This window comes from Lentzea sokolovensis, assembly GCF_033949975.1.
Taxonomy (GTDB): domain Bacteria; phylum Actinomycetota; class Actinomycetes; order Mycobacteriales; family Pseudonocardiaceae; genus Lentzea; species Lentzea sokolovensis.
The window spans coordinates 131,151-155,862 of sequence record NZ_JAXAVU010000010.1 but is presented as its reverse complement, the minus strand read 5'-3'; the positions used below and the strand labels follow the sequence as shown (position 1 = coordinate 155,862).

The following is a 24,712-nucleotide window of genomic DNA, read 5'->3' as shown; positions in this document are numbered from 1 at the left end:
GCGGGGGCGGGCGTTGTTTGCTCGCCCCCGTTGTTTACGGAGGTAGTCGTGTCAGTCCTGCTTCAACAGCTGGCCAACGGGGTCATTCAGGGTGCGTTGATCGCCCTGATCGCCCTGGGGTACACGATGGTGTACGGCATCATCCAGCTGATCAACTTCGCCCACGGCGAGGTTTTCATGGTGGCCTCGTACGGAGGCCTCGCCACGTTCACGCTTCTTCCTGACGACCTCAAGAAGTCGCCTGCCGTGGCACTGCCGCTCATGTTCGTCGGCGGCATCGTGGTGGCGGTCGTCGTCGCCGTGATCATGGAACGGTTCGCCTACCGGCCCCTGCGCAACGCGCCTCGGCTGGCTCCGCTCATCACAGCGCTCGGCGTGTCCGTGTTCCTGCAGGAGGCCGTGCGCGTCTTCTACCCGAACGCGAAGTCCAACCTGCCGTACCCCAAGGTCTTCCCCGAGGGCAACCTCACGATCGGCTCGGTCAACATCTCGTGGACCGGTGTGCTGCTCGTCGTGCTCTCGGTCGGTCTCGCGATCATCCTGCAGACCTACATCAACCGCTCGCGCATGGGCCGCGCGATGCGTGCGACCGCGCAGGACCCCGACACCGCGAAGCTCATGGGCGTCAACCCCGACCGCGTGATCGTGCTGACGTTCATCATCGGCGCCGTGCTCGCCGGTGTCGCCGGCATCATGTTCGGCGGCTACCTGAACAACATCAACATCGACATGGGCTTCCAGAACGGCATCTTCGCCTTCACGGCGGCCGTCCTGGGCGGTGTCGGCAGCATCCGCGGCGCGGTCATCGGCGCGTTCATCATCGGTCTGATCAAGACCGTTGCCGGTCAGTACATGCCGGGCGGCACCCAGTACGACTACGTGTGGATCTTCGTCGTGCTGATCCTCGTGCTCGTCTTCCGCCCGCAGGGTCTGTTCGGTGAGCCGGAAAGGGTGCGCGCATGAGTACGGTCGACACTTCTGCGAAGCGTTCCGCGCTCGCACCCCTCGGCAAGCCGTTCGCGGCCGCCGGTGGTGTCCTCGGCATCGTCGCGGCGTTGCTGCCGTGGGTCACGTTCAGCCTCAACGACGGCAACTGGCCCGACAAGGCGACGCTGCAGTTCTTCGACGCGCCGTTCCTGGTCACCGGGTTCCGCTGGCACGTGCTGCTGCTGGGTGTCCTCATCCTGGTCGCGGCGTTCGCGCCGGTCCCGTCCAAGGGCCGCGTCGTCCGGGCGCTCGGCTGGGGCCTCGCCCTCGTCTCCTTCGTCAACGCCGCGTACATCACGGTCAAGGGTGGTGGCCTCGGCGCCATCACGGCCCTCGACGGTGCCACCGCGTTCGGTGCCGTCGTAGGCCTCGTCGCCGGTGTGCTGGCGATCCTGGCGGGCTACGGCATCGGCATCGAGCCGGTGGGAGACTGGAAGTTCAAGGTCTCCACCCCGGTCGCGTACCTGGTGCTGCTGGTGTCGTTCGGCGCGGTGCTCTACGCCGTCGCCGCGATGCTGACCACCGGTGGCGTCGGTTCCGCCAACCCGTACGCGGGCGCGATCTTCCTGTCGTTCCTCGGGTTCGCCGCCGGTCTGCTCGGCGCGCTGAGCGGCGTCGGGTTCGTGCGCTGGCTCTCGGCTCTGTCCGAGCAGCACCGCGTCTTCAGCGTGATCGTGCTGGCGGCGTGCGCGCTGCTCCTGCCGTTCACCGAGGCGGGCAACGAGTACTGGATGACGGTCGCGGCGAACATCGGCATCTACGCCGCCACCGCGATCGGCCTGAACATCGTCGTCGGTCTCGCGGGTCTGCTCGACCTCGGGTACGTGGCGTTCATGGGCATCGGTGCCCTCGTGGCGGCGAACTTCTCCGGTGCCGCGACCGCGCACTTCGGCATCACGCTGCCGTTCCCGGTCGCCGCGGTCATCGCGGCCGTCGTGGCCGGCATCTTCGGCGCCATCGTCGGTTCGCCGACGCTGCGGGTCCGCGGTGACTACCTCGCGATCGTGACGCTGGCGTTCGGTGAGATCTTCACCCGCTCCGCGCAGAACGACATCGGTGGCATCACCAACGGCTCCAACGCGATCCCCGGTGTTCCGGCGCTGTCGCTGTTCGGCGCGGAGTTCAACAAGTCGATCTCGATCGGCGCCGTGAAGCTCCCCGCCGGTGTCCTCTACTACATCCTCATCGTGCTGCTCGTCGCGGCGACGATGGCGGTGTTCGCGAACCTCAAGTTCAGCCGCATCGGCCGTGCCTGGATCGCGATCCGCGAGGACGAGGACGCCGCCCGCGCGATGGGCATCCGCACCGGCAAGATGAAGATCCTCGCGTTCCTCATCGGTGCCATGCTCGCGGGTCTCGCGGGCGCGGTGTTCGCGCACAAGAACGGCACCGTGTCCTACGAGTCGTTCAAGTTCCTCGAGTCGGTCACGCTGCTCGCGGCGGTCATCCTCGGCGGCATGGGCTCGATCCCGGGCGCCGTTCTCGGCGCCGCGCTGCTGTTCGTGCTGCCCGAGAAGCTCCGCGACTTCGAGGACTACCGCCTCATGATCTTCGGCCTCGCGCTGATCCTGATCATGCGGTTCCGGCCGGTCGGCCTGATCCCCGATGCGCACAGGCGCGCTGAGATGATCGAGCGCGCTGATGAGAACGCCGAAGAGGCGCATGTGGAGGCGAAGAAGGCATGAGCACGCCTGTACTGGAAGCGCGTGACGTCTCGATGGTCTTCGGTGGCCTCAAGGCGTTGAAGGGCGTCACTCTGACGCTCGAAGAAGGCAAGATCGTCGGCCTGATCGGTCCGAACGGCGCGGGGAAGACCACGTTCTTCAACTGCCTGACCGGTCTCTACACGCCGACCACGGGCGAGGTGCTGCTCAAGGGCAACATCCTGCCCGGCGACCCGGCGAAGGTGACGGACGCGGGCGTGGCCCGCACGTTCCAGAACATCCGCCTGTTCCCCAGCATGACCGTGCTGGAGAACGTCATGGTCGGCCGCCACGTGCGAATGAAGCAGGGCCCGCTGGCCTCGCTGTTCCACGGCCCCGCCTACCAGCGCGGTGAGAAGGCGGCACGCGAGCGTTCGCGGGAGCTGCTCGCGTTCGTCGGCCTGAACAACCTGGACGACGAGCTCTCGCGCAACCTCCCGTACGGCGACCAGCGCCGTCTGGAGATCGCGCGCGCGTTGGCGACGGACCCGGCGGTGCTGCTGCTGGACGAGCCCACCGCGGGTATGAACCCGCAGGAGACGGAAGCGACGCAGCAGCTGATCTTCCGCATCCGCGAGACGGGTGTGTCCGTCGTGGTCATCGAGCACGACATCAAGTTCATCTTCGGGCTGTGCGACTCGGTCTCCGTGCTCGTGCAGGGCGAACTGCTCGTCGAGGGCAGCCCCGAGGTCGTGCGGGCGGACCCGCGGGTCGTCGAGGCCTACCTCGGCAAGCCGCCGGAGGAAGTCGCGCACGAAGTCGAGGCCGCCGCTGCTTCTGCTGAGGAGGAGCAGGCATGACCGCGCTGCTCGAAGTCCGCAACCTCTCGGTCGCCTACGGCGCCATCGAGGCCGTCCGCGACATCTCGTTCACCGTCGAGGCCGGCCAGATCGTGTCGCTGATCGGCTCGAACGGTGCGGGCAAGACCACGACCCTGCGCACCATCTCGGGTCTGTTGCGTCCGGCGTCCGGCGAGATCCTGTTCCAGGGCAAGCCGATCCACAGCGATCCGGCGCACGCGATCCTCGGCGAGGGCATCGCTCACTGCCCCGAGGGCCGCCGGCTCTTCCCGCGGATGACCGTGGAGGAGAACCTGCAGCTCGGTGCCTACGTCCGCAAGGACGACGGCGTCGAGGCCGACATGAAGCGCGTGTACGACCTCTTCCCCGTGCTGGGGGAGCGCCGCCACAACAAGGCCGGGCTCTTCTCCGGTGGTGAGCAGCAGATGCTGGCCATCGGCCGCGCGATGATGTCGAAGCCCCGCCTGCTGATGCTCGACGAGCCCTCGATGGGTCTCTCGCCGATCATGACGCAGAAGATCTTCGACACCATCAAGGAGCTCCAGTCGCTGGGCACCACCATCCTTCTGGTGGAGCAGAACGCCCTGGCGGCGCTGGCGTTGTCGGACCACGGATACGTGATCGACCTCGGCAGGACCACTTTGGACGGTCCGGGGCACTCGCTCCTGGCCGACCAGCGGGTGCGCGACGCGTACCTGGGTGAGGCTCACTGAGGTTCTCGGTCGTGGGAGCGGGGCGGAGGACTTTCCTCCGCCCCGCTTTCGTTTGCCCGCCTGGAGTTCGGTGGCAGGAACGTTTGCCGGGCAGGTTGGGCGTTCACGGCTGAGGTGCGATCGAGCCTGACGACAGGCCCGGCGGGAACGGGCGGGGGCGGAGGGATGGCCTCCGCCCCCGCCCTCTGTGCTCCGGCCGGCGCGGCGATCAGCCGCGGTCGAAGTCGGCCAGGATGCGGGGCAGGGCGAGTTTGGCCGCCCTGCCGTGGTTCACGTCCGCGCCCAGGTCGATCAGCGTGCTACGGGCGTGGTGCTTTTTCAGGCGTTGGTCGCAGTACGCCGAGGTTTCCAGAAGCGTGTCCCTGTCTCCGGCGGACGAGTAGATCGTCACCGGGACCGCGGGGCGCCAGTCGCAGTAGCTGTCCGCCTCGTGGAGCTTGGCCCGCAGGATGCCCGTGGGGTGCTTCACGCGGTCGAAGTAGGTCTCGGTCAGGAGCTCCCGCATGGTGGCCGGGAGGTGCGGGAAGATGTCCTCGTTGCGGTGGTCGCCGTCGAACAGGGACTCGATCGACGGGTCGCGAAAAGCCTCGGCCGGGTCGTCGTAGAGGTGGTGGAGGCGGTTCCACGCCACCGTCCAGTACGCCATGTACGCGACGCCGTTGGAGATCTCGTCGTTCGTCGCCTTGGCCACCAGCAGGCTGGGTTTGAACGGGCCGCCGATGGGAGCGAGTGCGCCCACCTTCAGACGGCGGTCGGCACCCGACTGCAGAGCCTGGCCCAGCGCCATGGCGGCGTGGCCGCCCTGCGAGTGGCCGGTGATCATGACGCGCGGGTCGGGGCGTAAGCCTTTCGACGCGGCGTACTCACGGGCCGCGCGCAAGGCGTCGACCGACGCCGTGACGGTGGACGGGGCGTCCACGTACGGGTGGTAGCCAGGGCCGGTGCCCAGACCCAGGTAGTCCGGCGCCGTGGTCAGGTAGCCGGCGGAGGCGAAGAGCAGGGCCGCGGCCCGGTCGTTGCCGTCCGCCACCGACGCCACCGAGCCTCGGTAACCGGTGGTGCCGTGCAGCCAGGTGGCCTGGCGGGGTGTTCGGTTCCCGTTGCGCGGCAAGGCGATCAGGGCGCTCGCCGTCGTCGGTTTCCCGAAGGCGTCGATGGTGCGGTAGGTGATTCGCTTCGCGTCCACGGCGAAGCGGACGCGCGAGGCGTCCAGGTCGTGGTCCCCCAGGTAAGTGACCAGCTGGTTGGTGTCCATCGTGGACACCGGGACGACGTCGAGGAGCTCGCCGCGGGCCGTCCGGGCCGACGCGGTGGCCGGGACCGAGGCCGCGACCAGCGCGCCGCACAGGACTGCCGCTGTGAGTCGAGTCGTGAAGGTCATGGCCCAACGATGTCGGGCTGATCTTGGTCGCACACTGGGGCAAGCCGCACAACGATGGTGTGGTTTACCCCAGTACTCAGGCGCCGGGAGGCTTCGGGCGGATGAGACACGTGAGGCGGGCGGTGCAGGTGCGCTTGCCCTCCTCGTCGGTCACCACGATCTCGTACGTCGTCGTGCTGCGACCGAGGTGGATCGGTCGAGCCACGCCGGTGACGGTGCCCTCGCGCGCCGCTCGATGATGGGTGCAGGACAGCTCGAGCCCGACAGCGATGCTGTTGAACTGGGAGGCGTGCATCGCGGACGCGACGGACCCCAGCTGTTCGGCGAGCACCGCGTTCGCGCCGCCGTGCAGCAGGCCGAACGGCTGGCGGTTGCCCTTGACCGGCATCGTGCCGATCATTTCCTGAACATCCCATTGGGTGATTTCGATGCCCATCCGAACATGCAACTGCTCGTCGGCGAACTCGATAGGCAGGTCGGGGGTCACGCAGGCTCCAAGGGCTCAAGCAAAACTGTCAGACCCCCACCCTAGACTCGGGACCGTGACTACCTCAGACGTGAAGCGGCTCCTGCTCATCGACGGTCACTCGATGGCCTACCGAGCGTTCTACGCCCTGCCCGCCGAGAACTTCGTGACGAAGACGGGCCAGGTCACGAACGCCGTGTACGGGTTCACGTCCATGTTGATCAACATCCTGCGGGACGAGAAGCCGACGCACGTCGCGGTGGCGTTCGACGTGTCGCGCAAGACGTTCCGCTCCGAGCAGTACCCCGAGTACAAGGCCGGTCGCTCCAAGACGCCGGACGAGTTCCGCAGCCAGGTCTCCCTGATCAAGGACGTGCTGGCCACGCTGGCCATCCCGACCATGGAGAAGGAGAACTACGAGGCGGACGACATCATCGCGACGCTGACCACGCAGGCCGTGGCGCAGGGCGTCGAGGTGGAGATCGTCACCGGCGACCGGGACGCGTTCCAGCTGGTCAACGACAAGGTCACGGTGCTGTACCCGGTCAAGGGCGTCTCGGAGATGGGCCGCTTCACCCCGGCGTACGTCGAGGAGAAGCACGGCGTGCGCCCGGAGCAGTACGCGGACTACGCGGCGGTGCGCGGCGACTCCTCCGACAACCTGCCGAACACCCCCGGCGTCGGCCCGAAGACGATCATCAAGCTGCTCAACCAGTTCGGCGGGCTCAACGAGCTCGTCGACCACATCGACGAGGTGCCCGGCAAGGTCGGCGAGGCGCTGCGCGGCAACCTGGCGAACATCATCATGAACCGCCAGCTCACCGAGCTGATCAAGGACGTCGAGCTGCCGTACGCGATCGACGGGCTCGAGGTGCAGCAGTGGGACCGCGACGCCGTGCACCGGCTGTTCGACGAGCTGGAGTTCCGCGTCCTGCGCGACCGTCTGTTCCAGACGCTGACGACCGCGGAGCCCGAGGCCGAGGAGGGCTTCGAGGTCTCCGGTGGCGCTATCCCCGCGGGCACGCTCGCGAAGTGGCTCGACGCGAACGCGCGCAAGACGCGAGTCGGCGTCGCGTTGCGCATCACGACCGACCTGGAGGGCGTCGCGCTGTGCACCGCCACCGGTGAGGGCGGGTACGTCGCCGTCGAGGAGCTGAACGAGGCCGACGAGCAGGCGCTCGCCGCATGGCTGGCCGACGAGTCGGTGTCCAAGGCGGGCCACGACCTGAAGCTGCCGTTGCGCCGCGTGCGCGCTCGCGGGTGGAAGCTGCGCGGTCTGTCCTCCGACACGGCGCTGGCCGCCTACCTGGTGCGTCCCGGTCAGCGGTCGTTCGCCCTGGACGACCTGGCGCTGCGCTACCTCAAGCGCGAACTGCGGGCCGAGGAGTCGGGTGACGGCCAGCTGTCGCTGCTGTCCGACGAGTCCGAGGAAGCGCAGAAGGTCGCCACCAGCACGATCCTGCGCGCGCGTGCCGTCGCCGAGCTCGCCGACCGCCTCGACGAGGAACTGGTGACCATCGGCGGCACCGACCTGCTCGCGAACCTCGAACTGCCGCTGATGAACGTGCTCGACGAGGTCGAGGCCGTCGGCATCGCGATCGACGTCGACCACCTGTCGGAGCTGGAGGCGCACTTCGCGGCCGGCGTGAAGCAGGCGGCGCAGGACGCGTACTCGGTGATCGGCAAGGAGATCAACCTCGGCAGCCCGAAGCAGCTGCAGGCGGTCCTCTTCGACGAGCTGAACATGCCGAAGACGAAGAAGACCAAGACCGGCTACACCACGGACGCGGACGCGCTGCAGAACCTGTTCGAGCAGACCGAGCACCCGTTCCTGCAGCACCTGCTCTCCCACCGCGACGTCACGCGGCTGAAGTCCACTGTGGACGGCCTGCTGAAGTCGGTGGCCGACGATGGCCGCATCCACACGACGTTCCACCAGACGATCGCCGCCACCGGCCGGCTGTCCTCGACGGACCCGAACCTGCAGAACATCCCGATCCGCACGGACGAGGGCCGCCGCATCCGCCAGGCGTTCGTCGTGGGCGAGGGCTACGCGGAGCTGATGACCGCGGACTACAGCCAGATCGAGATGCGGATCATGGCCACGCTGTCCGGCGACGAGGGCCTGATCGCGGCGTTCAACAGCGGCGAGGACCTGCACACCTACGTGGCCTCGCAGGCGTTCTCGATTCCCACCTCCGAGGTGACGGGCGAGATGCGCCGCCGCATCAAGGCGATGTCGTACGGCCTCGCGTACGGCCTGTCGGTGTTCGGCCTGTCGCAGCAGCTCCGCATCCCGACCGAAGAGGCCCGCGAGCAGATGGAGGCGTACTTCGCCCGCTTCGGCGGCGTGCGCGACTACCTCAACGAGATCGTGAAGAAGGCCGGCAAGGACGGCTACACCGAGACCGTTCTCGGCCGCCGCCGCTACCTGCCGGACCTCACGTCGGACAACCGCCAGCGCCGTGAGATGGCCGAGCGGATGGCGCTCAACGCGCCGATCCAGGGCAGCGCCGCGGACATCATCAAGGTGGCCATGCTCGGCGTCTATCGCGCGCTGGAGTCGTCCGGCCTGCGTTCCCGGATGCTCCTGCAGGTCCACGACGAACTGGTGCTGGAAGTCGCCGAGGGCGAGCGCGAGGCCGTCGAGGCCCTCGTGCGCGACCAGATGGGCAACGCCTACCAGCTCCTGGTGCCGCTGGAGGTCTCGGTCGGCGTGGGTCGCTCTTGGGACGACGCGGCGCACTAGGGCGTGTCCCGCAAGTCCGTTCGATGAGAGTCACGGTCGAGAGTCCCGGAGGCGGTGCCGCTTCCGGGGCCCTCGGCCGCGACTATCGCGGACGAGACTTGCGGGATACGCCCTAGGGCCCGCAACGCGAATCAGCCCGTCCGAGCCGAGTGCTCGGGCGGGCTGAGTCGTGCAAAGCCGAGAATCATTTCCCCCGTTGGAACTTATAACGCAGCGGGGGACTTGCCGCAAGACCCGGGACCGGTCGCACAATTCGTGGCCTGAACAGGGGATTGAGGGGTTTCGCCATGCGATTTCTGGTGTCCACGATCGGGTCGCGAGGAGAGGCGCAGCCGGTCACCGCACTGGCCGTGCGGCTCAAGGAACTGGGCAACGACGTCAAGCTCGTGGCGCCGCCCGACTTCGAGGAACTCGTCACCGGCAACGGAATCGACTTCACGCCGGTCGGCCCGAACCTGCGCAATGCCACGGCCGTCAAGACCACACCCGACGAGCTGCGCGGACTGGCCGAGGAGTCGGTCAGGGAACAGTTCCGCGTCGTCACGAAGGCGGCCGGCCAGGCCGACGTGCTGGTGGCAGGCGGCGCGTTGCAGCACGCGACGCGTTCCGTGGCGGAAAGCATCGGCGCGCATTACGTGTACGCGAGCTTCTGCGCGAACACGTTGCCGTCGCCGCACCACGCACCGCCCGCGATGCTGGGCCGCGTTCCGGTGAACGGAACGCCCGAGGAGAACCTCGCGCACTGGGACCGGCAACGCCATTACTTCGCGTTCTCGCGCGACACCCTCAACGCGGAGCGCGCCACACTCGGCCTCGATCCGATCGACGACGTCCGCGACCACATCTTCGGCGACGCCCCGTGGCTCGCCGCGGACCCGGTGCTCGGCCCGTGGCCGGGCCCTGGCGAGCTCGTTCAGACCGGCGCCTGGCTGACCGACGACCAACGCCCGCTCAGCCCGGAACTCGCAGCGTTCCTGGACGACGGCGAACCGCCGGTCTACTTCGGTCTGGGCAGCATGCGTGGCGCCCCGGACGTGGCGCGCGACGCTGTCGAAGCCGCCCGCAAGCTAGGCAAACGCGTTGTCCTGCAACGAGGCTGGGCAGACCTGAAGCTCACCGACGACGCTCCGGACTGCATCGCGATCGGCGAGGTGAACCAGCAGGCGCTGTTCCGCCGTGCCGCCGCGATCGTGCACCACGGCGGCGCCGGCACCACCACGACGGCCGCGGCGGCGGGCAGGCCGCAGATCGTGCTGCCGCACATGTACGACCAGTACTACTGGGGCGGCCAGGTCGAACGGCTGAACATCGGCCGCTCGGCGAACGCCGTGACGACAGAGGTGCTGGCCGAGGCGCTCCAACTCTCCGACCATGCCGCGAAAGTCGCCGTGCAGGTGCGCACGGACGGTGCGAGGGTCGCGGCAGAACGGCTGATGGCGCTCTGATTCGCCTGATGCGGGCGGTGGCCGCGTGGTAAGTCAAACGGCATGAAGATCCTTGCCGTGGTGCTGCTCCTCGCCGTCACCGCCTGCACGGCCACCCAGCAGGGCGAGCCGAAGAGGGAAGCGTGGATCACGGGCAAGCTGACGTTCCGCAAGGTGGAGAGCGTCACGCCGACGTCCAAGCCGTCGTCCGGCTACCCGGCGCCGCAGAACGAGGCAGGCGACCCGGCCGTCGAGACGGCGCGAGCGACGCGGCAGAGCGCGGACGCCACCACCCGCGAGCAGGCGCTCGGCACGTTGGACTGCGGCGCTCCCGACCCGCTGGCCGGTCACGACGACGCGGCCGCCCCGCTGGTGACCTGTGACGCCGGCGAGTTCAAGTACGACCTCGGCCCGGTCTTCCTCGACGGTGACCGCGTCGGCAAGGCCAAGGCCAGTCCCAGCGAGTACGGCACCGGCCACGTGGTGACGGTCGAGTTCGACGCCGAGGGTGCACGGATCTGGAGCGACTTCACGACCGCCAACGTGGGGAACCAGGTCGCGATCCTGATCAACGGACGGGTGCTCAGCGCACCGAGCATCCAGTCGCCGATCACCGGTGGCGCCGCGCAGATCACCGGCCAGTTCACCGCGGACGAGGCCGACCAGCTCGCGAGGCAACTGGTCGGCCGATGATCCAGGACTACGACGAGCGCCGGCTCCGCGGAACTGGACGCGCTGTTGCCCCGTTTGCGCACCGCGGCGAGAAGAAGTGAACCGGCCCAACCAAGACGTACGTGTTGTGGGTGTCCGCAGTGAGGGGTGACCCGCAATGTCGTACCAGGTTGGGCTCGATCTCGGATCCGCAGGCATCACCGTCGCGACCGGCAGCGGCGTCACGACCAACGGTCGGCGTCAGCAGGCGCCCGCCAGGGAGGTCGCGAACGTTCTCGACGACCTCGCGCATCGGCACGGGGAGCCACCGAGTCGTGTCGCCATGACGCATCCGCTGTGCTGGCCGCACGAGCATCTTGAGCAGTTGCGCCACGACCTGATCGAGGCGGGGCGTGCGGACGTGTTGTTCGTGCCGGCGCCGCATGCTGCCGCCATCGCGTTCGACGCTGACGCGCAGATGCCCGAGCACAGCACGGTGGCGGTGTTCGACTTCGGTGCCACAGGGTGTGACATCACGGTGCTGCGCAAGCAAGGTGTGTTGTTGCTGGCCGGCGAGCCGGAGCGGGTCGAGGTCGGTGGCTTCTACCTGGACGAACTGGTCGCGGAGCACGTGATCGCGAAGATCGGTACGCACAGCCGTGAGCTCGTGCGGAGCTGTGTCGAGGCCAAGGAGTTGCTCGGCAGCTATCCGGAGGTGCGGATTCCTTATGTCGCAACGAACGGTGAGGTGCACGAGGTCAGGCTGAGCCGGTTGGAGTTCGAGGCGATCATCCGGCCGTCGGTCGAGTTGGCGGTCGACGCGCTGGAACGGGTGGCGGGCAGCGCCGGGTTGTGTCTGCCCGACGTCGTGCTGTTGGTGGGCGGGTCGTCGCGGATTCCGTTGGTGGCCAAGGAGATCGCGCAACGGCTGCACATCCCGGTGATGAGGGCGCCGGACGGCGCGGCTGCGACGGGTGCGTACCTCGAGGCCAAGCAGTTGGAGCCTGAACCCGCCGAGCAGGCCACCATCGAGGTGCCTAAGCCGCGCGTGGAGGAAGAGCCGAAGCAGCGGATTCTGACCACGCCGTTCATCGCGGCCGGGTTGCTCGTGCTCGTTCTCGGTGGTGGGTGGTTCGCGCACGACGCGATGAACCAGCCTCAGGTGAAGATGGAGAACACCAGCGTGCAGCTAGAAGCACCCGGAACGGCCGAGCTGCCCCGGCTCGTCAAGCCAGTGCGCTGATCTCCCGCAACGTCCGGTCGATCTCCTCCGGGGTGTTGAGGATCGACGTGCCAGCCCGCGCGTACGGGATGCGGTAGGACGCCGTGGTGATCTGGATCTGCTTGCGCCCCAGCAGTTCCACGACCTCGGGGCCGGTGTGGCCGGGCACGTCGAAGCACACCATGCCCGCGGACGTCGCCGGGTCGCGCGGCGTGTGGACGACTACACCGGGGATCTCGGCGAGCCCGTCCTTGAAGCGGCCGGCCAGTTCGGTGATGCGTGACGCCACCCGGTCGCGGCCGAGGCGTTGGTGGAACCGCACGGCTGCCTGCACTGCGAAGTAGTGCTCGAACGCGTGGAAGCCGCCGGGCCCGAGCGCCGCAGTCTGGCTGCGGTCGCTCAGGCTCGGCAGCAGCGGCACGATCTCGCCGCTCACCTCGGGGTTCACCCACGCCATGCCGGTGCCGCGCGGCCCGAACAGCCACTTGTGCGTGCCGGCGACGAACACGTCCGCGCCCATGCGCGCGGCGTCGTCGTCGACGGCCGCCAGTCCGTGCACGCCATCAACGATGAGAAGACAGCGGTCTTGCTGTGCACGCCCCTTGTTGGCCTCGGCGACGACGGAAGCGCACGCTCGCACGGGCATCCGCAGGCCCGTGCTCGACTGCACCCACGTGATGCCGACGGCACGGGTCTGCGGCGTGATCGAGTTCCGCAGCCGCACAGCGATCTCGTCCTCGGTCGCCTTCGCCGGGTTCTCGTAGAGCGTGCCGATCCTGACCTTCGCGCCCACCCGTGACGCCGCGAGCCTGGCGGCCTGCTGGTGCCACGCGTGGTCCTGGTCGTTGAGCAGCAACTCCTGGTCGGCTCGCAGTTTCAGGCCGCCGTAGACGATCGAGAGCCCGATGGTCGTGTTGGGCACGAACGCGATGTCGTCCGCGGCGCCGCCGACGTACTCCCCGAGCGCGACGGCGACCTGTTGTGCCTGATCGGGCATCAGGTCGTGCGAGTTGGCGTCGAGCCGGACCTGGAACTCCGCGACCGCGTCCCGCACCTCGCGCGGGTTCGACGCGAGGTAGAACAACCCGAGGTTGGTCAGGCCGGGGTCCAGCCGGAACTCGCGGCGCACGGCGCCCCAGTCCACTCCCTGCGCGGCCGACGCCGCGGTCGGTGCGACGGCGAGCAGTCCGGCCCCCACGAGGAAGTCACGACGATCCATGCCGTCCATTGGACAGCTTCTCCGGCGCGAACGGCAGCCCGGTGTTCAACGCCTTGGCGCCCACGGTGCACAGCTCGCCGAGCATGCTCACGCCGATGGACAACTGCGTCGGCGCGTGGTGGTCCAGCAGCAACGCGAGGCCGAAACTCGCGCCGATCGACGTCACCCACACGAGCAAGGTCCACGGCGTGTAGCGCTGCCACAGGTGGCCGTCGCGCTCGAACAACTTGATCGTCATGCCCCTGAACGCCCCGAACGCGAACCCGGCGGCGAGCGGGAGCAGATAGATCAGGTGGAACTCGTCGACCGCGCGGATGCCGAAGAACAGCAGGAACGCAGGCGGCGTCAGCAGGTCCCTGGCGTTGAGCGGTTCCCCCATGAACCGGCGTACGAGCACGTACAGCACGCCGGCCGCGATCAGCAGGTATGTCATTGCGTCCCCCTAAGTAGCATGACCCTGCTACTTAAACTAGCAGGGTCATGCTACAAAAGGGAGGTGTCACCGAGAGTCGTCGATCCCGTCGCCCGCCGCCAAGCCGTCGCCGAGGCGGTGTTCCGCGTGGTCGTGCGCGACGGCGTCGAACAGGCCTCGCTGCGCAACGTGGCGGTGGAGGCGGGGCTCGCGATCGGCTCGATCCGCCACTACTTCGACAGCCACGACGACATGATCATCTTCGCCGTCGAGGCGCTCATCGACTCGATAGACCAGCGCGTCATGGCCCACGTGCAGTCGCTGAAAGATCGAAGTGACCCCCGCCGCCCGGCCGAACGCGTCCTCTCCGAGGTGCTCCCGCTCGACGACCGCAGGCGCGACGAGGCCGTGCTGTGGCTGGCCTTCGTCACCGCGTCCCGCACCCGTCCGTCGCTCGTGCCGCACGCCGAACGGCTCTACGACGGCCTGCGCATGCTCTGCCGCCGCGCGCTGACGGTGATGAGCGAGGCGGGGACCGTCGCGGCCACGCACGACGTCGCCCTGGAGTCCGAACGGCTGGCGTCGCTGCTCAACGGCCTCACCGTCGACGGGATCCTGCATCCGGACCGGATGACGCCGGACCTCACCGTGTCGTTGCTGCGCAGGCACCTGGACTCACTGCGCTGACACTTCGCGTCGCGGAAACGTGTCGCGATCAACGGAAATGAGGCATTCTCCTAAACACACCACACTTCTGGGGGATGGGGGTGTGAGCGTGCGAGCGCTCGTGCTGGGGCCGATCGAGGTCTGGGTCGGCGAGAGACAGGTCAGTCTCGGCGGGCCGAAGCCGAGGACGCTGCTGGCCGCGTTGCTGTTGCAGCCGCGCCAGGTGGTGCCGGTGGAACGGCTGATCGACCTGATCTGGGGAGAGTCACCGCCGCAGACCGCGGGCGCGCTGGTGCACACCTACGTCTCGTCGTTGCGGCGCGCGGTCGGCACGGCGCTGGTCACCAGGGCACCGGGATATCTCCTGGACCTGGACAGCGACGTCGAGCTGTTCCAGAAGCACCTGACGACGGCGCGGCAGGCCGAGCGGGCCGACGACCACGCCACCGCGATCACGCACTACCAGCACGGACTCGCGTTCTGGCGCGGGCCGGCGTTGCACGGTGTCGACGCGCAGTTCGCCCGCGGGCACGCGCTCTCGCTCGAAGAGTCCCGGCTCAGCGCCGAGGAAGGACTCGGCCGCTGCGAACTCGCGCAGAACCGGGTCGAGGACGCGATCGCGCGACTGTCCGCGCTGGTGAACGCCCATCCGACCCGCGAGGAGACGCGGGAACTGCTCATGCGGGCCTTCCACCGCGCCGGACGGCAGGCGGACGCGCTGCACGTCTACCGCGACGCCCGCGAGCACCTGCTCGACGAGCTGGGCATCGAACCCGGCGAGAAGCTCAGGGACCTGCACTCGGCGATTCTCAGCGGCACCCCGGAGGTCGCTCCGCCGAAGCTGACGGTGACGCCGGCCCCCGCGGCCGTGACCACGCAGCAGGTCGTCCCGCACCACCTGCCGCCCGACATCAGCGACTTCATCGGCCGCCAGGAGGCGTTGAAGCAGGTCCTCGGTCTCACCGAGGGACGGGGGGCGGGCACCGCGACGCCGATCGCGGTCGTGTCCGGGTTCGGTGGCGCCGGCAAGTCCGCGCTGGCCGTGCACGCCGCGCACCTGCTGCGGAAGTCGTACCCGGACGGGCAGCTGTTCGCGGACCTGCGCGGTGGCGGGCGGAACCTCGAACCGCAGGAGGTCGTCGGCCGGTTCCTCGCCCTGCTCGGCATCCCCGGCCAGGACCAGCCCACCGCACCGGACGAACGCGTCGAGCTGTACCGGCGCACGGTCGCGGATCGGCGGCTGGTGATCGTGCTCGACAACGCCCGCGGCGAGGCCCAGGTCCGGCCGCTGCTGCCGGGCAACGCGAACTGCTTCGTGATCATCACCAGCCGCAGCAGGCTCACCGGGCTGGAAGGTGCCGAGCCGGTGGAACTGGGGTTCCTCAGCGACGAGATCAGCGGGGAGATGCTGCGGCGGATCGTCGGCGCCGAGCGGATCGGCGCGGAACCCGAAGCGGCGCAACGGATCGCGCGGCTGTGCGGTGGCGTGCCGCTGGCGTTGCGGGCGGCGGGCGCGAAGCTGCTGGCGCGGCCGCACTGGCCGTTGAAGACGCTCGCGAAGCGGTTGTCCGACGAACGCCGGAGACTCGACGAACTGGAGATGGGCGACCTCGCGATCCGCTCGTCGCTCAAGCTGAACTACGCCGAGCTGGACACCTTGCACCGCACGGCCTTCCACCTGTTGTCGGTGCTCGACCTGCCGGATTTCGGCGCGTGGGTCGCGGCGCCGTTGCTGGACATCTCGCCGTACGACGCGGAAGACGTCGTGGAGCACCTGGTCGATCTTCGGCTGGTGGACGTCGCCGGTGTCGACCAGATCGGCCGGGTGCGTTACCGGTTTCACGACCTGGTGCAGCTCTTCGGCGCCGAGCAGGCCTCGGGCGAACCCGCCGCGGAAGCCGTCTCGCGGCTGCTGGAGACGTGGCTCTCGCTGGTCGAGACCGGGTCGAAGAAGCTGCCGCGGGTGACGCTGGGGCTGCGGCCCCGGCTGCACGCCGAGATCGAGGTGGACCCGCGGCTGGAGGAGGACGTCGAGGAGGATCCGACCGGCTGGCTCCAGTCCGAGACGGACGCGGTCGTCCGCGCCGTCGAACGCGCGCACGACCTCGGTGTCGACGAGCTGACCACGGCCGTGATCACGTCGCTGCTGTCGTCGCCCTTCGCGGCACGCAACCAGTTCGGCAACTGGCAGCGCACCCACCTGGTCGCGCTGCGGTCGGCGCGCGAACGCGGCAACCGGCGGGCCGAGGCCGTGCTGCTCGCCGGGCTCGGTCAGTTGCGGTACGAGCAGGACGACTTCGCGGCGGCGCTGGCGAACTTCCAGCAGGCGGCGGACATCGCGGCCGACATCGATGAACCCGAGACGCTCGCCGTCGCCTACGTCGGCATGGGCACGGTCCGGCGCGACCTGGCCGAGTTCGACCTGGCCCGCGATCTGCTGGACAAGGCGATCGCGCTGGGGGACGACGGGGTCGTCGCGGCGGCGAGCTACGGCGTCGGCGCGATCCACCGCGACCACGGCGATCTCGCCGAGGCCACCCAGGCGTTCGAACGGTGCGTGGAGCTCTACCGGGCGCTGGAGGACAGGCGCGGCGAGGCGCTGGCGTTGCGCGGCCTGAGCCTGTGCCACCGGGCCGCGGGGGCGTTCGCGGAGGCGGTGGAACTGAGCAGGGAGGCCGAGCAGGTCCTGCGCGAGGCCGGGGACGAACTCGGTGCCACGTATGCGGTTCAGGCACTGGCCAAGGCGTTGCTGCGGACCGGCGAACTGGACGGCGTGGACGATCTGCTGGCCGAGTGCCTGGAGGTCTGCACACGTCAGCGCGACCGGTTCGGGGTCGCGCTGATGACCAGGACGCTCGGCGAACTCGCGCTGGCGCAGGGCCGTGAGCAGGCGGCGGCGGACCTCCTGCAGGACGCGCTGAACCAGTGGACCGTGCTGGGGCTGCCGATCTGGCAGGCGCGCACGATGCGTGACCTGGCGGCGGCGACCGCGGACGACGAGATGTGGTCGCGTGCCAGGGAGTTGTTCGCGTCGCTGGGCGCGCGGGAGGCGAAGGAACTGGCGGGACTGAGCGCCGGGGAGTGGCGCTCAGCCCTGTAGCCGCTTACGACAGGCGCGGGGCGTCGACGGCCCAGTACCAGTTGTTGCCGGCGTCGAAGAGACGCCAGGAGACGCGCGCGGTGCGGGCACCGGACGGGACGATCACGGTCAGCGAGATCTGCTGGGCGAGACCGTTCGCGTCGTGGGTGCGGACGACCTGCTCCGCGCCGCCGTCGAACGACACGCTGACCGTGCCGCGTTGCGTGCCCTCCTGCAGGTAGTGCGAGAAGTAGTCCAGCTTCACGCTCGACCTGCCCGTCACGTCGTAGGCGGGCGAGGTCAGCGTCGAGTCGAACTTGCCGCGCGAGGCCGGCGCGCCCTTGTCGTCCCACTCGTCGGGGTCGGCGACGGCGAAGACGCCGCGTGCGCGGACGTTCGCCTCACGCGACTGCGAAGGCGCGGTGCGGGTCCAGAAGTCGTCGGTGGTGAACGACCAGCCCTGCCACTCCGCGACACCCTGCGGCATCGACGACGCCGTGGTCACCGTCCAGCCGGCCGGACCCTGGTGCGTCCAGCCCAGAACGCTCGCCGGCACCCCGGTCTCGTCCTGGCGTGGTTTCAGCGTCACCGAGTCGAACGGGTCGACCGGCGCGGTGCCGAGCGCGTAACCGTCGAGCGAGGCGGAGACGCCGAGGTGCTTCAACGCGGACGCGGCCACGTCCACCAGCTTCGGTGCCACCGCCGGGCGCGCCGAGCCAGTGGAGATCACGAACGTCATCCGCTCCTCGGGCGAGTCACCGCCGTGGCCACCCGCCGCCGCGTGGCCGTGGTCGGTGGTGACCATGATCAGCCAGTCCTCGGACGCGTACGACGGCCGCGACTCGATCGCACGCACCAGGCGGCCGACCTGCGCGTCGTTCGTGCGCATCGCCGCGGCGTACTGGGAGGAGTCGGCGCCGTTGTCGTGACCCGCGATGTCGATCTGGCCGAGGTAGACGAACGACGCGTCGGCGGCGTCGGCCTTCAGGTGCTGCTCGGCGTCGACGGTGATCTTCTCGTCCGAGCCGGTGTAGCCCGCCGCGTCGCCGTCGAGCACGTACTTGCGGTCCTGGCCGGTGCGCAGGATCTGGTCGCTGATCGGCTTCCAGTCCACCGCCGCGTACGTCGAGAGGGCCGGGTTCGCGGTGTTCGCGCGCTCCAGCCAGCTCGGGTACGACGTGAGGGCGTTGCCGTAGAAGGAGTTGTCCTTGACCTTGTGCCTGTCCGGCCACACTCCTGTGAGAACGGTCGACCAGCCAGGGCCGCTGGAGGTCTGGGCCATGCCCGACCCGTACAACGCGCTGCGGGCGCCGTAGCCGCGGTTCAGCAGCGCCTTGATGTTCGGGGTGTCAGCGGACAGAAGCTTGTCGTACCGGGCGCCGTCGAGCCCGATCACGAGCACCTTGGGCGTCTTCGCCGGGGCCGCGACGGCAGCCGGGGTCACCAGCAGGAGGGGCAGCAGCAACGCAAGAGCAGCTCTTGTCATGACAGGCAGACTTGCTGCCTGCAACCGTCTTCAGCAATGGAGTGCGTCTTAAGTTCACCCGGGCTTCGACGGTTGTCAGTACAAGTTCACTGCTTGGCCGTCACCTGCACGTCGCGCGCGGTCAGTTCGGCGGCGCACTCGGTGCACTCGACCTTCGCCCGCACGCCGCCGCCGCAGTCGCGGTGGTGCAGGTGGAACGACTCCTCTTCTTCCGGGGCCATCCACTTCTCGCCCCACGTGCGCAGCGCCATCAGCACGGGGTAGAGGTCGCGGCCCTTCTCCGTGAGGCGGTACTCGTGCCGTGTGCGGCCGTCCTCGTGATAGGGCACGCGCTTGAGCACGTTCTCCTGCAGCAGCACGTTCAGCCGGTCGGTCAGAACGCTTCGCGAGATGTCCATCGTGGCCTGGAAGTCTTCGAAGCGGCGGGTGCCCAGGAAGATCTGGCGGAGCAGCAGCAGCGTCCAGCGTTCGCCCAGCAGCGCCGCGGGGCGGCTCAGCGTGCAGGGCATGCTCGCGAAGTTCGAGTACGGCATGACTCCAGGATATCCCTTGCGTTCGATTTTCGAACTCAGCTACAGTTCGGATTCCGAACTCAGAGGGGTCGATCCTCATGCGCGTCACCGAGCTCAACCGCGACACCGCGCCGGAAGCTGTCGACGCGGTGTTCGAAGGACTGTCCGCGCGAAGCCGCTACCTGCGGTTTCACTCGCCGACGCCCCGGCTGACCGCGTCCGCCCGCCGGGTGCTGGTCGACGTGGACGGTGAACGTCACGCGGCTGTGTGCGCCCGCGTCGGCGGCGACCCGATCGGCATCGCCCGCGTGATCAAGACCGGCGAGTGCGGCGCGGAGATCGCGGTCGCCGTGGTCGACCTGTGGCAGCGCCGCGGCGTGGGCCGCCTGCTGCTGGAGGAGCTGACCTCGATCGCGGCGCGGATGGGCGTCGCGCAGTTGCACGGCGACGTCCTGCCCGACAACCACGCGATGCTCGCGCTGGTGCGCAAGGTGCTGCCCGGCGTGCGGCTGACCAGGGAGATCGACACGATCCAGCTCAGCTACCCGCTGGCCTGGGTGATCGCCGAGATCAGCGACGCCGACCTTATAGAAAGCTTGCAGGAGATTTAGAGATCAAGCCCCGACGATGGCCAGGTGACCACCGCACGTGCCGCCGGCCGCCTCATCCTCCGCTCCGAGATCGTGGAGCGCGCGTGTTCGTGGTTGCGCGACTCGGTCCCCTACAGCCAGACGAGATTTCACCAGAACGAACACGGCATCTACCGCGCCGACTGCTCGGGGTTCGTGTCGATGGCGTGGGGCCTGCCGGGCAGGCCGGAGGACCGGCACGGCGGCCTCGACACCTCTGGCCTCTCTGTGGTGAGCAGCCTGATCACCGCGCCCGAACTGCGGGCGGGCGACGTGGTCATCCGCACGGACGGCACCAACCTGACCCGGCACGTCGTGATCTTCGCGGCGTGGGCGGAGGAGCCTGGCCGGTACTGGGCCTACGAGCAGGCCGGTGAGAACCGCACGCGTCTGCGCGCCGTCACCTATCCCTATGAGACCGGGGAAGAGCTGTACGTGCCGCGCCGGTATCTGAGCGTGGTGGAGTAACCGCTTGGGCCGTTTCTCCGATGGAACTGACATCGAGACCCCGTCAGCGCTCCGGAAGGACAGGCCGACCACGTGAGCAACCGCCACTCCGACCGTGCGCAACCGCAGGAACATCCGACGTTCGACCGGACCGAAACTTCACACCGCCTTGCTAACGTGACCGGCATGAAACGGTGGGGGATGCTGGCGGTCGCAGCGGCGGCCATCACGTTCGGTTCGACGCTGGCCATGCCGGACGTCGCCGTCGCCGCCGAGGGCGGGGTGATCTGCGGGACGTACGAGGCGAACTCCAAGATCACGCGCAGCGAGATCCTGGCGCGCTCGCGCACGTGGATCAGCGCCCGTGTGCCGTACAGCCAGAGCGACTGCTTCGGCAACAAGTACGGCGCCTACCGCACGGACTGCTCCGGCTTCGTGTCGATGGCCTGGGGCCTGCGCATCTCCTACACCACGCACATCCTCGAACAGGTCGCGCACCGCATCGACTGGGCGGACCTGCGTCCCGGCGACGCGCTCAACGACCGGCTGAACCACGTCGCGCTGTTCATCGGCTGGGCGGACGCGGCCAAGACGCGGCCCATCGTGCGTGAGCAGGCAGGGCCGGACGGCAGCAGGCCGGTGCAGCGCGTGTGGAGCGCCGCCACGGCTCGCCAGTACGTGCCGCTGCGCTACAACAACATCCTCGAGGCCGGCAGCGGTGGCTCCGGCAGCGAGACGCCGGTGACGGACAAGCTCGTCGTCAGCGCCGGTCCGCAGATCTCCAACACCGGGCAGCAGCAGCTCGAGATCTTCGCGCGCGGCACCGACGGCACGATCATCACGAACTTCCACAAGACGAGTCGCTGGAACGGCTGGCAGCAGCTCGGGTCCGAGGCCTTCGCCGGCGACCCGGTCGCGCTGATGAACCCGCAGACGAAGATCGTCGAGGTGTTCGCGCGCGGCACGGACGGCAAGATCTACCGCCGCGTCGACGGCCAGTGGCTCGCGCTGGGTGACACGGCCGTCGCGGGCGACCCGACGCCGGCGTGGAACGACAGCACCAAGGCCGTCGAGGTCCTCGCCCGCGGCGCGGACGGCCTCCTGCTCCGCTTCACCGACAAGTGGGCGCCGGTCGGCGACCGCAAGATCGAGGGCGATCCGGCCGTCGCCGACAAGGACGTCTACGCGCGTTCCGCCGACGGCAAGCTGATCAAGTGGGACGGCAGCACCTGGGCCGAGCAGGGCGACAAGAAGATCGTCAGCGACCCGAGCGTCGCCGTCGACCAGGTCTTCGTCCGCACCGAGTCCGGCAGCGTCGAGCAGTACGCGGCGGGCGTCTGGACCACGTTGGGCGGCAAGGGCACCGGCGCTCCGTCGGCGGTCTTCAACTCGACGACCGGATCCATCGACGTCGTGCAGCTCGGTGAGGGCGGCTTCGTCGAGCACGCCCGCGCCAGCGACAAGGGCTGGTCCACGTGGGCGAAGCTCGGCACCACCAAGGTCTCCGAGCCGCCGACCGCGATGTACCACGCGCAGACGAAGACCGTCGAGGTCTTCGCCCGCACCGACGAGGGCAAGCTGGTCCGCCGCTTCTACAAGGAGAAGGCCGGCTGGAGCCAGTGGGCCGTGCTCGGCGACAAGAGCGTCAGCTGAGTCGTTTCACGGCGTCCAGCACGACTTCGAAGAACCGCTCCACGTCCAGGCCCACGGCCACCCGGGCGTTGGGCGGTTCTTTCATTCGGCCGTGCAGGTCCACGACGGTCGCTCCCCGCGTGAACGTGCCGGTGGTCTCGATCCCCACGAACGCCTCGACGCACGTCACGAGCGACGGATCGATCACCCGCGCCACCGCCACCGGGTCGTGCAACGGCGGCGCGGCGAACCCGAACACCTCGCGGTAGGTCGCGGCGAAGAACGTCATCAGCTCCCCGCACATCCGGCCGAGCGAGCCCAGGGCGTTCAACCGCGCCACGATCTCCGGCGTCACCAACGCCTGATGCGTCACGTTCAGCCCGATCATCGTGATCGGCACGCCGCTGGAGAACACGATCTGAGCCGCTTCGGGATCGACGTAGATGTTGAACTCCGCGTACGGCGTGGTGTTGCCGCGCTCGGTCGACCCGCCCATGAGCACGATCTCGCGCACCGCGGAAGGCCCGTACCGCCGCAGGTAAAGCGCCACGTTCGTCAACGCGCCGGTCGCCACCAGCGTCGCCGGCATGTGGGCGTGCATCACGTCGATCGCGTGTTCCTCCACCACGCCGACGGTCAGCGCGCCGAACGCCGGACCGTCCATTCCGGACTCGCCGTGGATGTCCTCCGCGACGTGCAGGGGACGTACCAACGGCTGGGCGGCGCCACGGGCGATCGGCACTGAGATTCCCGCGGCCGAGCAGACCCGTCGCGCGTTCGAGGTGACCTTGTCGAGCGTCTGGTTCGCGGCCACGGTGGTGATCGCGCGCAGGTCGATCTCCGGTGAGCCGGCCGCGAGCAGGATCGCGATCGCGTCGTCGTGGCCGGGGTCGCAGTCGAGCACCACAGGAGTCGGCATGAAGCCATCCTGCCGTTCCCGTCCGTCAAGCGGCTACCGTGAGGAAAACGTTTGCAGAGGAGGCCGGGGATGGCTCGCAGGCGCTATGCGGTGGTCGGCACGGGATCGCGGGCGGAGCGGCACGTCCACGCCATCGCGGTCGAACACGCGGACACCTGCGAACTCGTCGCGTTCGCCGACGTGAACCGCACGAGGATGAACGTCCACAACGACCGGCTGGCTGAACTGGGGGCCGAGCCGGTGCCCACCTACGACGCGGCCGACTTCCTCAAGATGCTGGACGAGCAACGGGTCGACGTCGTCGTCGTGACCACTGTCGACCGTCACCACGACACGTACGTCGTGGAGGCTCTCGACGCCGGGCGTGACGTCGTGACGGAGAAGCCGATGACGACGGACGTCCCGTCGGCGGGCAAGATCCTGGACGCCGTGCACCGCAACGACGGCAACGTCACGGTCACCTTCAACTACCGTTACAACCCGATCCACGAGAAGGTGCGCGCGCTGCTCGCGGACGGCGCTGTCGGCGAGATCGGGTCCGTGCACTTCGAGTGGCTGCTCGACACCCGGCACGGCGCCGACTACTTCCGCCGCTGGCACCGCGACAAGGCCAACTCCGGCGGTCTCATGGTGCACAAGGCGACCCATCACTTCGACCTGCTCAACTGGTGGGTCGGTTCGGTGCCCGAGACCGTGTACGCGCACGGCCGGTTGTTCTTCTACGGCGAGGAAAACGGCAAGCGCCACGGCTATGCCCAGGACGACCGGTTCGACATCAAGCTGGAGCAGAACGACTGGCTCAAGAAGCTCTACGTCGACGCACGGCACGAGGACGGCTACCGGCGCGACCAGAACCCGTTCGAGCCCGGCGTGTCCATTGAGGACGACATGTCGGTGCTCGTCCGCTACGCCAGCGGTGCGAACCTGACTTACCACCTCACGGCCTATTCGCCGTGGGAGGGCTACCGGCTGATGGTCAACGGCAGCAAGGGGCGTCTCGAACTCGAAGTCGTCGAGAACTCCTGGGTGTCGGGCCAGGACCCGGCCGTGCACGGAGTCAACGCCAACCCGGAGCAGGGCTGGGCGAAGCTCTCCTTGCAGCGGCTCTTCGAGGAGCGCGAGGACATCCCGCTGGAGTACGACCGGGACGGGCACGGTGGCGCCGACCAGCGCATGGTCGACGCGCTGTACGGACCGCCCGGGCAGGAAGACCCGTTGGGACGCAAAGCAACGCACTACGACGGCGCGCTCTCGCTGCTGACCGGGTTCGCCGCCAACCGCAGCTTCGAGACCGGGGAACCGGTCCACGTCGCCGACGTCATCGACCTTCGCTGAGACCGGACGCCCCTCTTCGTTCGGGTCCATGTGCTCTTCGGGCCGGTCGAGGCCGTGCTCGCGGCCGGCGTCCTCTTAGCGGTGACCGCGCTCCCGGCGCCATTGCCCGTTCGGGTGGCGGTGTTGACGGCTTCGGCCCCGTTGGAGCCCGGATGCTGTCGCAAACGTGTCTTGGTTGGCGCGGCGCATTGAAATTCCACCCACCTCGGCTGATGCTGATGGCCGCGTTGGTGGTCGCCGGTGTGCTGGTGTGGGCCCTGCCTCCGCTGGCGCTGGTGAT

The 24,712-nt window shown here is 68.8% G+C and carries 21 protein-coding genes; 14 read left to right on the top strand and 7 right to left on the bottom strand.

Annotated features, from left to right (window positions below):
• Window positions 1-48: 48 nt before the first annotated feature.
• The 4 genes from SK854_RS22740 to SK854_RS22725 are packed head-to-tail and all read left to right on the top strand — an operon-like array spanning window position 49 to window position 4,203.
• A complete protein-coding gene (locus SK854_RS22740) occupies window positions 49-963 on the top strand; it encodes a branched-chain amino acid ABC transporter permease (protein WP_093596910.1) in 915 nt (304 codons plus the stop codon).
• On the top strand, window positions 960-2,672 hold the full coding sequence (locus SK854_RS22735) for a branched-chain amino acid ABC transporter permease (protein WP_319977100.1): 1,713 nt from the start codon (window positions 960-962) through the stop codon (window positions 2,670-2,672). Before SK854_RS22740 ends, SK854_RS22735 begins: the two co-directional genes overlap by 4 nt.
• Entirely contained in the window at window positions 2,669-3,490 is an 822-nt protein-coding gene (locus SK854_RS22730) for an ABC transporter ATP-binding protein (RefSeq protein ID WP_319977099.1), read from the top strand. The genes SK854_RS22735 and SK854_RS22730 overlap by 4 nt, the downstream gene beginning before the upstream one ends.
• Window positions 3,487-4,203 (top strand): ABC transporter ATP-binding protein, encoded by a 717-nt coding sequence (locus SK854_RS22725; protein WP_319977098.1) that lies wholly within the window; start codon window positions 3,487-3,489, stop codon window positions 4,201-4,203. Before SK854_RS22730 ends, SK854_RS22725 begins: the two co-directional genes overlap by 4 nt.
• Before the next feature lie 208 nt (window positions 4,204-4,411).
• Here SK854_RS22725 and SK854_RS22720 read toward each other — a convergent pair whose 3' ends face one another.
• Window positions 4,412-5,584: a lipase family protein gene (locus SK854_RS22720; RefSeq protein WP_319977097.1), complete on the bottom strand. Its 1,173-nt coding sequence runs from the start codon at window positions 5,582-5,584 to the stop codon at window positions 4,412-4,414.
• A 76-nt stretch (window positions 5,585-5,660) separates the two neighbouring features.
• Window positions 5,661-6,020 (bottom strand): hotdog fold thioesterase, encoded by a 360-nt coding sequence (locus SK854_RS22715; protein WP_319977838.1) that lies wholly within the window; start codon window positions 6,018-6,020, stop codon window positions 5,661-5,663.
• A 106-nt stretch (window positions 6,021-6,126) separates the two neighbouring features.
• Here SK854_RS22715 and polA point away from each other — a divergent pair, with 106 nt between their 5' ends.
• The 4 genes from polA (at window position 6,127) to SK854_RS22695 (ending at window position 12,117) form a co-directional block, all read left to right on the top strand.
• Entirely contained in the window at window positions 6,127-8,799 is a 2,673-nt protein-coding gene (gene polA, locus SK854_RS22710; protein ID WP_319977096.1) for a DNA polymerase I, read from the top strand.
• Window positions 8,800-9,086: 287 nt separating this feature from the next.
• Window positions 9,087-10,244, top strand: a complete 1,158-nt coding sequence (locus SK854_RS22705) for a glycosyltransferase (RefSeq protein ID WP_319977095.1) — start codon at window positions 9,087-9,089, stop codon at window positions 10,242-10,244.
• 42 nt (window positions 10,245-10,286) lie between these two features.
• Window positions 10,287-10,916, top strand: coding sequence for a SecDF P1 head subdomain-containing protein (locus SK854_RS22700; protein WP_319977094.1), 630 nt, complete (start codon window positions 10,287-10,289; stop codon window positions 10,914-10,916).
• 136 nt (window positions 10,917-11,052) lie between these two features.
• Window positions 11,053-12,117 carry an Hsp70 family protein gene (locus tag SK854_RS22695; RefSeq protein WP_319977093.1) on the top strand — a complete coding sequence of 355 codons (1,065 nt, stop codon included), beginning with the start codon at window positions 11,053-11,055 and terminating at the stop codon, window positions 12,115-12,117.
• Here the strand turns inward: SK854_RS22695 and SK854_RS22690 are convergent.
• Complete coding sequence (locus tag SK854_RS22690) at window positions 12,101-13,315, bottom strand: aminotransferase class V-fold PLP-dependent enzyme (protein WP_319977092.1); 1,215 nt, start codon at window positions 13,313-13,315, stop codon at window positions 12,101-12,103. The two genes, SK854_RS22695 and SK854_RS22690, sit on opposite strands and share 17 nt — an antisense overlap.
• Complete coding sequence (locus SK854_RS22685; protein ID WP_319977091.1) at window positions 13,302-13,748, bottom strand: DUF1453 domain-containing protein; 447 nt, start codon at window positions 13,746-13,748, stop codon at window positions 13,302-13,304. The genes SK854_RS22690 and SK854_RS22685 overlap by 14 nt, the downstream gene beginning before the upstream one ends.
• Before the next feature lie 63 nt (window positions 13,749-13,811).
• Here SK854_RS22685 and SK854_RS22680 point away from each other — a divergent pair, with 63 nt between their 5' ends.
• Both SK854_RS22680 and SK854_RS22675 read left to right on the top strand, forming a co-directional pair.
• Window positions 13,812-14,414 (top strand): TetR/AcrR family transcriptional regulator, encoded by a 603-nt coding sequence (locus tag SK854_RS22680; RefSeq protein ID WP_319977090.1) that lies wholly within the window; start codon window positions 13,812-13,814, stop codon window positions 14,412-14,414.
• An 88-nt stretch (window positions 14,415-14,502) separates the two neighbouring features.
• On the top strand, window positions 14,503-17,493 hold the full coding sequence (locus tag SK854_RS22675) for an AfsR/SARP family transcriptional regulator (protein ID WP_319977089.1): 2,991 nt from the start codon (window positions 14,503-14,505) through the stop codon (window positions 17,491-17,493).
• Between the two features lie 4 nt (window positions 17,494-17,497).
• Here SK854_RS22675 and SK854_RS22670 read toward each other — a convergent pair whose 3' ends face one another.
• The gene (locus SK854_RS22670) at window positions 17,498-18,958 is read right to left on the bottom strand and encodes an alkaline phosphatase family protein (RefSeq protein WP_319977088.1); all 1,461 of its coding nucleotides are present in this window, start codon (window positions 18,956-18,958) and stop codon (window positions 17,498-17,500) included.
• 86 nt (window positions 18,959-19,044) lie between these two features.
• On the bottom strand, window positions 19,045-19,491 hold the full coding sequence (locus SK854_RS22665; protein ID WP_319977087.1) for a winged helix-turn-helix transcriptional regulator: 447 nt from the start codon (window positions 19,489-19,491) through the stop codon (window positions 19,045-19,047).
• Window positions 19,492-19,568: 77 nt separating this feature from the next.
• Here SK854_RS22665 and SK854_RS22660 point away from each other — a divergent pair, with 77 nt between their 5' ends.
• The 3 genes from SK854_RS22660 to SK854_RS22650 all read left to right on the top strand — a co-directional run bounded on the left by SK854_RS22660 (window position 19,569) and on the right by SK854_RS22650 (window position 22,199).
• Window positions 19,569-20,081 (top strand): GNAT family N-acetyltransferase, encoded by a 513-nt coding sequence (locus tag SK854_RS22660; protein WP_319977086.1) that lies wholly within the window; start codon window positions 19,569-19,571, stop codon window positions 20,079-20,081.
• A 24-nt stretch (window positions 20,082-20,105) separates the two neighbouring features.
• The gene (locus SK854_RS22655) at window positions 20,106-20,567 is read left to right on the top strand and encodes an NlpC/P60 family protein (RefSeq protein WP_319977085.1); all 462 of its coding nucleotides are present in this window, start codon (window positions 20,106-20,108) and stop codon (window positions 20,565-20,567) included.
• A 165-nt stretch (window positions 20,568-20,732) separates the two neighbouring features.
• Window positions 20,733-22,199, top strand: coding sequence for a hypothetical protein (locus SK854_RS22650; protein ID WP_319977084.1), 1,467 nt, complete (start codon window positions 20,733-20,735; stop codon window positions 22,197-22,199).
• Here the strand turns inward: SK854_RS22650 and SK854_RS22645 are convergent.
• On the bottom strand, window positions 22,192-23,097 hold the full coding sequence (locus tag SK854_RS22645; RefSeq protein WP_319977083.1) for a nucleoside hydrolase: 906 nt from the start codon (window positions 23,095-23,097) through the stop codon (window positions 22,192-22,194). The two genes, SK854_RS22650 and SK854_RS22645, sit on opposite strands and share 8 nt — an antisense overlap.
• A 69-nt stretch (window positions 23,098-23,166) precedes the next feature.
• Between SK854_RS22645 and SK854_RS22640 the strand changes: the two genes are divergently transcribed.
• The gene (locus SK854_RS22640) at window positions 23,167-24,432 is read left to right on the top strand and encodes a Gfo/Idh/MocA family protein (protein WP_319977082.1); all 1,266 of its coding nucleotides are present in this window, start codon (window positions 23,167-23,169) and stop codon (window positions 24,430-24,432) included.
• Window positions 24,433-24,712: the final 280 nt, after the last annotated feature.